We start from the raw sequence: 10,347 nt of genomic DNA on the forward strand, positions 1-10,347 counted from the left end.
ATGGCCGCAGCATCGACTGCATTGGACCGCTATCCGTTTCCAGTCGCCCGTGTTGGGATCATCGGCGGCGGCCAGCTGGGGCGCATGTTGGTCAAGGCGGCAAAACAACTCGGCTGTAGCTGTATCGTAGTCGACCCGACCCCTGGTTCGCCGGCCGGGCAGGTCTCCGGCCAGCAGATCGTCGCCGACTCCCATGATCCGCAGGCGCTGCTCGAGCTCGCCGAGCAGGTCGACGTGATTACCTTCGATATCGAGGATATCGATGTCGCAATCCTTGCCGAGATCGCTGCGAAGGGGCACCACATCCTGCCGTCCTGCGAGCTGCTCGCCGATATCCAGGACAAGCTCCGCCAGAAGCGGTTGCTGACGAGGCTCGGCATCCCGACAGCCGATTTCATTGCTGCCGATCAGGTCGATACCGAGCAGCTCGCCGACTTTGGCTACCCATTGGTGCAGAAGGCGCGCCGTGGCGGCTACGACGGCCGCGGTGTCGTGGTGATGAAGTCGGCCGCCGATGCCGGGCAGGTGCTGCCGGTCCCATCGTTGCTCGAGCGCTTCGTTCCGGCCGAGAAGGAGCTCGCCGTGATCGTGGTGCGCGGGCAGGATGGCGAGGTACGCAGCTATGCCCCGGTCGAGATGTGCTTCCGGCCCGGCGAGAATATCTTGGACATGCTGCTCGCACCGGCCAGGATTGAACCGCAGACCGCGGCAGCGGCACGGCGCTTGGCAACCGAGGCGGTGACCGCTCTTGGTGGGGTCGGTATCTTCGGCATCGAGATGTTCCTGACCGTCGACGGCAAGCTGTTGATCAACGAGGTCGCGCCGCGGACGCACAACTCCGGTCACTATACGATCGAGGCCTGTATCACCGATCAGTTCGAGCAGCACTTGCGTGCGATCACTGGGCTGCCGCTCGGCGTGACCGATCAGATGCTGCCCGCTGCTATGATCAATCTGCTGGGCGCACCGGGCGCCTCCGGGGCACCGGTGATCCAGGGGCTGCGCGCGGCGCTCGCGATCCCGGGGGTCTCGGTCCATTTCTATGGCAAGGCCCAGACAAGACCGTTTCGAAAGATGGGGCACGTGACCGTGCTCGACGCTGATATCGATCGCGCGCGCGAGAAGGCAGAGCAGGTGCGCGCGCTGCTCGCGATTGGAGGTCAAAACCCTTGAGCAGTGTCGGTTCCCAGCCTCAGGTTGGTGTAATCATGGGAAGTGATTCGGATCTGCCGGTGATGCAGGCCGCTGCCGATGTGCTCGAGGAGCTTCAGGTGTCCTATGAGCTGAGTATCGTCTCGGCGCATCGGACACCGAGGCGGTTGTACAGCTATGCCGAAGAGGCTGCCGACCGTGGTCTCAAGGTGATCATCGCCGGCGCCGGCGGCGCGGCGCACCTCCCGGGTATGGTTGCAGCGATCACCCCGCTGCCGGTGATTGGCGTCCCGGTGAAGACCTCGGCGATGTCCGGTCAGGACTCGCTGCTGTCGATCGTGCAGATGCCCGCAGGTGTTCCGGTCGCGACGGTTGCGATCAATGGTGCCCGCAATGCCGGGCTGCTTGCGGCCCAGATCCTCGGCGTGACCGATCTGGTCATCCGAGAGCGCATCCGGGTCTTCAAGGAGGCGTTGGAGGCCGAGGTGCTGAAAAAGGTGGAGCGGCTGGAGGCCGGTGAGATCACCGCCGAGACGGTGCGAGCGGCCAAGAGCCGATGATCCTCTGAACGGACACGCGATGGCGCGTCGTGGCGCCTACCGCCTCGGGCGCTCATCCGAGCCCGGCGCGCAGAGGCGAGGCACCATGCGGGTGTCCGCGACCTGGAAGGCGAGCGCACAGCCTGAAAGTCAGCCAACCCGGGGGCCACCAGCTACCGCAGTGGTCCTGGGCCTTGAAGGGGAACCCGATGGATATCGCCGAGCTGCTCGCCTTTGGCGTCAAGAACAACGCGTCGGACCTGCATCTGTCGGCTGGCTTGCCGCCGATGATCCGGGTCGATGGCGACATGCGCCGGATCAACCTGCCGCCGCTCGAGCACAAATCCGTGCATGCGCTGATCTACGACATCATGAACGACAAGCAGCGCAAGGACTACGAGGAGTTCCTCGAGACTGACTTCTCGTTCGAGATCCCGGGCATCGCCCGTTTTCGTGTCAATGCCTTCAACCAGAAGCGCGGCGCCGCGGCGGTGTTCCGGACCATCCCGTCGCAGGTGCTGACCCTCGATGATCTCCAGGCTCCCGAGATCTTCAAGCGCATCGTCGATGTGGCGCGTGGGCTGGTCCTGGTGACCGGGCCGACCGGCTCCGGGAAGTCGACCACGCTTGCTGCGATGATCGACTATCTGAATGACCGCGAGCATGCGCATATCCTGACGATCGAAGACCCGATCGAGTTCGTCCATCTCAGCAGACGCTGCCTTGTGAATCAGCGCGAGGTGCACCGTGACACGCTCGGTTTCAGCGAGGCCCTGCGCTCGGCATTGCGCCAGGACCCGGACATCATCCTGGTCGGTGAGATGCGCGATCTCGAGACCATCCGGCTCGCGCTCACCGCCGCTGAGACCGGTCACCTGGTGTTCGGGACCCTGCATACGAGCTCCGCTGCAAAGACGATCGACCGGATCGTCGACGTCTTTCCGGCGGCAGAGAAGACCATGGTCCGCTCGATGCTCTCGGAATCCCTGCGTTCGGTCGTTTCCCAGGCACTACTGAAGAAGACCGGGGGCGGGCGTATCGCCGCACACGAGATCATGATCGGCACCCCGGCGATCCGGAACCTGATCCGCGAGGACAAGATTGCGCAGATGTACTCATCGATCCAGACCGGCCAGGCGCATGGGATGCAGACACTCGATCAGAATCTCGCTGACCTGCTCAAACGCGGCCTGATCTCGAAGACCGATGCGCGCAGCAAGGCCCAAAACAAGGAAAGCTTCGACTGAGCTGGATCTCGGCCCCCTAGCGGCCGGCATCAACAGGCGAGCATCAGGCGGCTTCAGAGCCCGAGTCAATCGAAGCTGTTACCGGATCTGGGCAGCGGTCAACCGCCGTTTCGAGCGTCATAGACGAGGCGACCGCTCGCCAGCGTATAGCGGACGCGTCCTTGCATCTCACGGCCGAAGAACGGTGTGTTCTGGCCGCGGCTGAGCCAGTTCTCTGGGCCTGGCCGCCAACGTTCGTTCAAATCGAATACGCACAGGTCGGCGCGGGCGCCGACTGCGATCTGTCCGATGCATCGATTCAGGATTGCGGCCGGATTGCAGGTCACCCTGGCCAATGCGGTGCCGAGGTCCATCACGTGATCCCGGGCCAGTTCCAGCACCAGTGCGAGCAGTGTCTCCAGGGCCGAGATACCAGGGCGGGTCTGTGGAAATGGCGCGAGCTTCGCGTCCGGCTCATGCGGCCGATGGTCTGAACAGATCGCCGAGATCGCGCCGCTTGCGACGGCCTCGCGGAGCACGTCGCGGTCCCGGGCAGTCCTCAGCGGCGGGACCAGATGGGCGTTCGCGTCGAAGCCGTAGAGATGCTCCTCTGTCAGAAAGAGCTGATGGACACTGACATCGGCGCTGGCCGCGATCCCACGCTCGCGTGCCTCGGCGAGCATCTCCGTGGCCCGCCCGGTCGAGAGGCCGCGGAAGTGGACACGGGCGCCGGTCTGCTCGGCGAGCGCGAGATCACGCGCGACGGCCACCGTTTCAGCGGCCTCCGGGATGCCCGGTAGACCGAGCTGCGTGCTGACCCGCCCCTCGTGTGCAAGTCCGCCCTCGCTGAGGTCGTGGTCGGCCGGATGCAGGAAGCTCGTGAGCCCGAAGGTGGCCGCATACTCGAGCGCTCGACGCTGGACCCGAGTATTGCGGATCGGCTTGTCGCCATGACCGACGACGGGACAACCGGCCTCTTTCAAGGCCGCCATCTCGGTGATCTGCTGACCAGCGAGGCCTTTGGTCAGCGCTCCGACCGGCAGCACCCGGGCGAATCCCCGGGTCTTGGCACGGCGACGGATCAGCTGCGCAACGGCTGGCGTGTCGGCGACCGGATCGGTATCCGGGGGACAGCAGAGCGTCGTGATGCCGCCCGCTGCTGCGGCACGCGTCTCGCTGGCGATGGTGCCCTTGTGCTCGAGACCCGGCTCGCGCAGCCGCGCACAGAGATCGACCAGGCCCGGACAGACGATCAGACCGTCCGCATCGATCACCTGCTCCGGGCTGAAGCCTGTCGGCGGTGGGCCGAGTGCAACGATTCGGCCGTCGCTCAGGTGGAGGTCCATGAGCTGATCCAGTCCGCTAGCGGGGTCAAGGACGCGTCCGTTGCGGAGGCTCAATCTGCGCTCAGCCACGCTCCAACTCCTGCGCTAACAGGTCCGCCGTGGCATCCTGATCGGGCTGCGCGGAGCGAGAAGCGCTGGCCATTGCAAGGTTCTGGGTCCCGATGCACATCGACATCACCGCCATCCGCACCGCGAGCCCATTGCTGACCTGTTCCAGGATCACCGACCGCGGGCCGTCGGCGATGCCGGATTCCATCTCGACACCGCGGTTGATCGGCCCCGGATGCATCACGATCGCGTCCGGCTTGGCGCCGTCGATACGCTGTTCGGTCAGGCCGAACAGGTGGAAGAACTCATGCTCGCTGGGCAGGAAGGCGCCATTCATCCGTTCGCGCTGCAGCCGCAGCAGGATGATCACGTCGGCCTCGTGCAGACCTTCGCGCAGATCCTGAAACACCCGTACGCCTAGTGCCTCTTCGGCGTCGGCCGGGATCAGGGTGCGCGGACCGACGACCCGTACCTCGGCCGCACCCAGGGTGCGCAGTGCCCCGATCTGAGAGCGCGCGACCCGTGAGTGAAGGATATCCCCAACGATCACTGCAGTGAGGCCCTCGAAGCGGCGCTTGTGCCGGCGGATCGTGAACATGTCCAGCATGCCTTGGGTCGGGTGGGCGTAGCTGCCGTCACCGGCATTGATGACGCTGACGAACGGGGCCGCGTGCTCGGCGATGAACTGCGCCGCGCCGCTGTCGGCATGGCGGACGACGAACATGTCGACGTGCATCGCCTCGAGGTTGCGCAAGGTGTCCAGCAGGGTCTCACCCTTGGAGGTCGCCGAGGTGCTGATGTTGACATTGAGCACATCGGCCGAGAGCCGCTTGGCCGCGAGTTCGAAGGTGGTGCGGGTGCGGGTGCTGTTCTCGAAGAACACATTGGCGATGATCTTGCCACGGCACAGCGGCACCTTCTTGACCGCTTGGCGGGCGACACCGAGGAAGCCCTCGGCGCGATCGAGGATCTCGGTGAGCAGGGCGCGGTCGAGGCCATCGATTGTCAGGAAGTGCTTGAGCCGGCCCTCATCGTCCAATTGCAGATGCCTTGGGTCCATCAATCGGCCTCGGGATGCTCACCACCGGATTGAGGTGGGTCCGGATCGACTCGCCCGCGGCGCAGCGTCAGCGGGTCAGGTCCACTGAGCTTGATTTGCTCCCCCGGCTCCAGCTGGGCGTCGAGGCCGACGACGTTGGGCTCGATCGGTAGCTCGCGCCCGTCGCGGCAGGCAAGGATTGCAAGCACGACCGAGGCCGGCCGCCCATAGTCGAACAGGACGTTAAGTGCAGCACGGATGGTGCGCCCGGTCTGCAGCACATCATCGATCAGGACGATATGGCGGTCGTCCACCGGCACTGGCAGGTCGGATGGGCGGACCTGCGGATGGGTGCCGATGCGGGTGAAATCATCGCGATAGAACGAGATATCGAGCTGCCCGAGCGGCTCTTGCAGACCGAGCCGGTGGTGCAGCCGCTCTGCGACCCAGACGCCGCCGCTATGGATGCCGACCATCAGCGGCCGGTCGATCGTGCGTTCGGCCAACAAGGAGCCGAGCTTGTCGGCCATCTTTGCGATTGCGGCCTCGACCTCTTCGGTCGATTGCCAGGTATGCATCGTCGTCATGGATCATTCTTGCCTTGGGATGGACCGGAGGGTGGGCCGCCCGTTGATGCAGCGGCTGCTTGGTCGGCCAGCCAGGTCTCGAGGATCAGTTTGGCTGCATGAGCGTCGACCCGGTTATCCAGTTTGTCGCGACCGACTCCAAGCTGTCTGCGCGCCTCGAGACTGCTCAGGCGCTCGTCGACCAGGTGGACCTCAAGCCCGAAGCGGCCTTGCAGCTGGCGGGCGAACCGACGCACGGACCCGCTCCAGTCCTCCTCGCTCCCATCCATGTTGAACGGAAGGCCGAGGACCACTGCGCTCGGCTGCCATTCCCGGATGATGGTCTCGATGCGCTTCCAGTCTGGCCGCTGGCCCTGTGCCCGGATGGTCTCAAGCGCCGTTGCCGTTGCGGTCAGGGTTTGGCCGACGGCGACACCGATCTTGCGGGGGCCAAAATCGAAGCCGAGCAAGGTCGCCACCTGGCTGCTGCTGCCTTCTCCGCTACCTCAAGCGTGACCCGCTTCGCCGCTGAGCAGGTTGAGGTCGACGCCGAGGAGCTTGGCCGCGGCCTGCCAGCGCTCGGCGGACGGCTTAGCGAACAGGATCTCCGAATCAGCTGGGCCGCTGAGCCAGGCGTTGGCGATCAATTCCTGCTCGAGCTGTCCCCCGGACCAGCCGGCGTAGCCGAGCGCGATGAGGCGGTTAGACGGGCCGCGGCCGCTGGCGATCGCCTCGAGCACGTCGCGGGATGTTGTTACGCGGATGTCGGAGGTCACCTTCAGCGTTGAGTCGAAGCTCAGATCGCCGTCGTGGATCACGAAGCCGCGGTCGGTCTGGACCGGGCCGCCGAGATAGACCGGCGCCTGGTTGATCTCGCTGCTCTCGGCTTCGATCTCCAGCTGCTCGAGCACCTCGCCGAGCTGGATCTCCATGGGCCGGTTGATGATGATGCCCATGGCACCCTCTTCCGAGTGCTCACAGACGTAGGTGACCGTGCGCGAAAAATTCGGGTCCTGCAGACCCGGCATCGCGATCAGGAAGTGATTGGTTAGCGAAGTCGCGCTCGTCATGATGATAGTATCCAGCCGGGTCGGCGGCCTGGCAACCCGCGGCAATGACGCCGCGCAATCGCTTGGTCGTGGGCCTTAGTTGTTCCACCCGAGTTGGTGATTGCGCTGGAACTGCCAGGTCCGGGTGATGTCGAGCACATCCGCCTCGCGCTTGATGCTGGGCGGGAACGGTGCAAAGGGTGCAGCGAGCTCGACGATCCGAATCGCCGCTTGGTCCAGTACCTCATGCCCTGACGAGCGTACCACGCGGACGCCCTCGAGGGACCCGTCCGAGCGCACGGCGACGTGGAGGATCAGGCTGCCGAAGAGCCCCAGCTCGCGTGCCTCGCGCGGGTAGTTCAGGTTGCCGATCCGTTCCACCTTGCGCCGCCAGGCCTCCATGTAATTGGCATAGATGTACTCCCGAGTGGCCGTGCTGATGGCCTTGCGGCGCGTGCGATTGGCGTAGGCTTGGCGCTGCTCCTGGATGCGTGCGGCAAGATCGGTCATTTCGGCATCGCGGCTGGCGAAGATGTCTGCAGTCGAGATCGTCCGATCGGCGCGATGCCCTGGTTGGGTCGAGGCCATGGCCCGGGGTGGAGCGTTTGGGTCGGGATTAGGCACAGGCGCGTCTGGCGCCTCAAAGGCGTCCTCTGCGGGGGTCGCAAGTGGTTCGGATACGGTGGTGATCGGGGCGATCGGCGCGGCCTGCTGGGGCTGTGCTGGCTGTTCTAAGGCGGCAGCTGGCTCGGCGCGGTCGGCAGCCGAGTTCAGGGCACTGGTCTGCTCGGTTGCCGCTTGCTCATCGGGTGTTGTTGACTGATGCTCCGGGCCACCGCTTATGTCGGTGTGACTGGTCGTTTCAGCCTGGTTGGGCTCTGCGGACGAACCGGCGAGCTCGGGCAGGCGTGCTGCGGTCTCGCCGCGCCGCTCGGTCTGGGCTGTCACGATTGCGGGGACCGCGGCTGACGCATCCACGCTCGGTTGAGTCACGACCATCATCTCGAGAGCCTTCGCGGAAGGCGCCTCGAGCTCCGGCCATCGCGCCCCGACAGCGACGATCAACATAGCATGGGCGGCGCATGCGATCAGGACGGCAATCGGCATCGCCGGAACGGGACCGAAGCGCACGCCAGCAGTCATCGTCTTGGGTCGCTTGGCCGCGTTTGCTCCTTGGAAAGCGGGTGGATGCTGCGTTCCGTATTGGCGTCCAGCAGGTTGAGGGTACGGTCCATAGCAGGCGACAAATGGAGGTTGCCATCGCGGTCGGTGACGAGCGCATAGTCGATGCCCATGCGCTCCGCAATGCTGGGCCATTGCTCGGGACCGGCGATCATCAGCGCATGCGCGGCCCCCGCCGCAGTGAGTGCATCGCCTTCATAGAGGACGGTCGCGGATGCGGCGGCAGTTGCCGGATAGCCGGTCCTCGGGTCGATCACGGCATGATAGACCTCACCCTGATAGACGAAGTTGCGTCGTTGGGCGCTTGCGGTGTAGAGGCTGACGTTGCCGCGGACATCGAGGATGCCGAGGACGCCGGTACCGCTCGCGCGCGGGACCGGGACACGCCAGGGACGCCCGGACCGGTTACCGATGACGCGCACATCGCCGCCAGCGTTGATCATCGCGCTGCGCACGCCCTGCCTGCGCAGGGAATCGATTGCGACGTCCATCGCATAGGCCGACGCGATGCTGTCGAAGTCCAACTGCACCGCGGGGTTCCGACTGTGCAGTTCGATCCCGTCCAGATCGATGTCAGCCATGCTCGGCTCGGTCTCGAGCAGCTGGCGTATCGCTGTGTCGTCCGGTGGTCGATGGGCGGCAGGCTGGACGACGTCCACTCCCCAGAGGTGCGTCAGCCGGCCGATCGTCGGATCGAAGAGCCCGCCGCTCTGTGCTGACAGATCCTGAGTCCGCGCAATCAGCGGTATCAGTGACGGCGGTGCGGCGAATCGCTCGCCGGCCGCCAGCCCCTCATTGATCCTGACCATCCGGTCGGACTCATCTCGAAACAATGCACGGTCGAAGAACTCGAAGTCGCGCTCGAGGGCCTCTGCGGCAGTAGCAGCACGGTCGCGCTGGATGCCGACGATACTCAGGTCGACGGCGCCGCCGAAGGCATTGAACTGGGTCGTATAGACCGGGACCTCGGTGTTGCGGCAGCTGAGCAAACCGAGCAGCAGTGCTGCACTGGCGAGGCCGCGCGTGCAGAGGCGTCTCGCTCGGGAGCCCCGGCCAAAGGCAGGGCGTGGCCGGTTAGCGCGCACCGAGCCTGGTCTCGATCGCTTCCATGAGGTCTTCGGCGATGCGCGTGTCATGCGCCCGGTCGATCTCACGAATGCAGGTCGGGCTCGTGATATTGATCTCGGTGAGCCAGTCACCGATCACATCGAGACCGGCGAAGAGCACCCCACGTGATTGGAGGGCGGGGGCGACCTGGGCCGCGATCCAACGCTCGCGCTCAGTGATCGGGCGCACCTCGGCGCGGGCGCCGGCAACGAGGTTGCCACGCGACTCGCCGGCGGCCGGGATTCGAGCGAGCACATAGGGCACCGGCACACCGTCGACGATCAGCACGCGCTTATCGCCATCGGCGATCTCGGGCAGGAACCGCTGGGCCATACAGAACCGCTGGCCGGGACCACGGCTAGCGCCGATGAGCGTCTCGATGATCACCGAGGTATTCGGATCACCCTGTGCGAGCCGGAAGATCGAGCGTCCGCCCATTCCGTCCAACGGCTTGAGGATGATCTCTTCCTGCTCTTCGAGGAAGGCACGCAGCACGGTCGCATCGCGGGTGATTGTCAGCGGGGGGCAGCATTGTGGGAAATGGGCAGTAAAGGCCTTTTCATTCGCATCACGAAGGGTCCGCGGAGCGTTGACGACCAGACAGCCAGCGGTTTCAGCAAGCTCGAGCAGGTAGGTGGCGTAGACGTACTCCATGTCGAAAGGCGGGTCCTTGCGCATCAGCAGAACATCGAGCTGCGCTAGGTCCTGAGCCTCGGGCGCTCCAAGCTGGAACCAGCCCGCGGGGTCATCCTCGACCTCCAACCGGCGCATCCGTCCCTGAGCCCTTTCCTGGGCCAGGAACAGGTCGGCGATCTCCAGGTAGTAGAGGGTCCAGCCGCGCTGCTGAGCGGCGAGCAGCATCGCGAAGGTGCTGTCCTTGAGGATGTTGATGGCCCCGATCGGGTCCATCACAACGCCGAGTCTAAGCTTCATCGCCCGAGTTTAACTTAGACCTCATTCACCTGTTAAGGCGATTTCTGTCAAAGCTCATACCGCCTTGCTGGTCTTTTCGCTCGCCTTCTTCGTCGCGCCGCCGGTCACATAGCCCGGCTATGCTCCCGGCGACGCCCCTCGAAGGCAAACGACAATCCTG

11 protein-coding genes are annotated in these 10,347 nt (G+C 65.0%); 3 read left to right on the forward strand and 8 right to left on the reverse strand.

Annotated elements, in window-relative coordinates; genetic code table 11:
• Positions 1-21: 21 nt before the first annotated feature.
• The 3 genes from CKO40_RS08485 to CKO40_RS08495 all read left to right on the forward strand — a co-directional run bounded on the left by CKO40_RS08485 (position 22) and on the right by CKO40_RS08495 (position 2,938).
• Entirely contained in the window at positions 22-1,173 is a 1,152-nt protein-coding gene (locus CKO40_RS08485) for a 5-(carboxyamino)imidazole ribonucleotide synthase (protein ID WP_200345785.1), read from the forward strand.
• Positions 1,170-1,712 carry a 5-(carboxyamino)imidazole ribonucleotide mutase gene (purE, locus tag CKO40_RS08490; protein WP_276570798.1) on the forward strand — a complete coding sequence of 181 codons (543 nt, stop codon included), beginning with the start codon at positions 1,170-1,172 and terminating at the stop codon, positions 1,710-1,712. Before CKO40_RS08485 ends, purE begins: the two co-directional genes overlap by 4 nt.
• A gap of 188 nt (positions 1,713-1,900) precedes the next feature.
• Entirely contained in the window at positions 1,901-2,938 is a 1,038-nt protein-coding gene (locus tag CKO40_RS08495; protein ID WP_200345769.1) for a type IV pilus twitching motility protein PilT, read from the forward strand.
• A 98-nt stretch (positions 2,939-3,036) separates the two neighbouring features.
• On the opposite strand, the gene CKO40_RS08500 is transcribed toward CKO40_RS08495, so the two are convergent.
• The 8 genes from CKO40_RS08500 to gshB all read right to left on the reverse strand — a co-directional run bounded on the left by CKO40_RS08500 (position 3,037) and on the right by gshB (position 10,187).
• On the reverse strand, positions 3,037-4,332 hold the full coding sequence (locus CKO40_RS08500; RefSeq protein ID WP_200345770.1) for a dihydroorotase: 1,296 nt from the start codon (positions 4,330-4,332) through the stop codon (positions 3,037-3,039).
• Complete coding sequence (locus tag CKO40_RS08505; protein WP_200345771.1) at positions 4,325-5,371, reverse strand: aspartate carbamoyltransferase catalytic subunit; 1,047 nt, start codon at positions 5,369-5,371, stop codon at positions 4,325-4,327. Before CKO40_RS08505 ends, CKO40_RS08500 begins: the two co-directional genes overlap by 8 nt.
• A complete protein-coding gene (gene pyrR / locus CKO40_RS08510; protein WP_200345772.1) occupies positions 5,371-5,937 on the reverse strand; it encodes a bifunctional pyr operon transcriptional regulator/uracil phosphoribosyltransferase PyrR in 567 nt (188 codons plus the stop codon). The genes CKO40_RS08505 and pyrR overlap by 1 nt, the downstream gene beginning before the upstream one ends.
• Positions 5,934-6,395 carry a Holliday junction resolvase RuvX gene (ruvX, locus tag CKO40_RS08515; RefSeq protein WP_200345773.1) on the reverse strand — a complete coding sequence of 154 codons (462 nt, stop codon included), beginning with the start codon at positions 6,393-6,395 and terminating at the stop codon, positions 5,934-5,936. Before ruvX ends, pyrR begins: the two co-directional genes overlap by 4 nt.
• Positions 6,396-6,422: 27 nt before the next feature.
• A complete protein-coding gene (locus CKO40_RS08520) occupies positions 6,423-6,986 on the reverse strand; it encodes a YqgE/AlgH family protein (protein ID WP_200345774.1) in 564 nt (187 codons plus the stop codon).
• Positions 6,987-7,061: 75 nt separating this feature from the next.
• Positions 7,062-7,958, reverse strand: coding sequence for an energy transducer TonB (locus tag CKO40_RS25135; protein WP_338074149.1), 897 nt, complete (start codon positions 7,956-7,958; stop codon positions 7,062-7,064).
• A 146-nt stretch (positions 7,959-8,104) separates the two neighbouring features.
• Positions 8,105-9,232 carry an FAD:protein FMN transferase gene (locus CKO40_RS08530; protein WP_200345775.1) on the reverse strand — a complete coding sequence of 376 codons (1,128 nt, stop codon included), beginning with the start codon at positions 9,230-9,232 and terminating at the stop codon, positions 8,105-8,107.
• Complete coding sequence (gshB, locus tag CKO40_RS08535) at positions 9,222-10,187, reverse strand: glutathione synthase (protein ID WP_200345776.1); 966 nt, start codon at positions 10,185-10,187, stop codon at positions 9,222-9,224. The genes CKO40_RS08530 and gshB overlap by 11 nt, the downstream gene beginning before the upstream one ends.
• Positions 10,188-10,347: the final 160 nt, after the last annotated feature.

The sequence above is a fragment of the Halochromatium glycolicum genome (assembly GCF_016584085.1).
Classification (GTDB): domain Bacteria; phylum Pseudomonadota; class Gammaproteobacteria; order Chromatiales; family Chromatiaceae; genus Lamprobacter; species Lamprobacter glycolicus.

Coding starts and splice junctions, on each gene's coding strand:
- CKO40_RS08495 (WP_200345769.1), top strand. CDS start 1,901: ATGGATATCGCCGAGCTGCTCGCCTTTGGCGTCAAGAACAACGCGTCG.
- CKO40_RS08505 (WP_200345771.1), bottom strand. CDS start 5,371: ATGGACCCAAGGCATCTGCAATTGGACGATGAGGGCCGGCTCAAGCAC.
- pyrR (WP_200345772.1), bottom strand. CDS start 5,937: ATGACGACGATGCATACCTGGCAATCGACCGAAGAGGTCGAGGCCGCA.
- CKO40_RS08520 (WP_200345774.1), bottom strand. CDS start 6,986: ATGACGAGCGCGACTTCGCTAACCAATCACTTCCTGATCGCGATGCCG.
- gshB (WP_200345776.1), bottom strand. CDS start 10,187: ATGAAGCTTAGACTCGGCGTTGTGATGGACCCGATCGGGGCCATCAAC.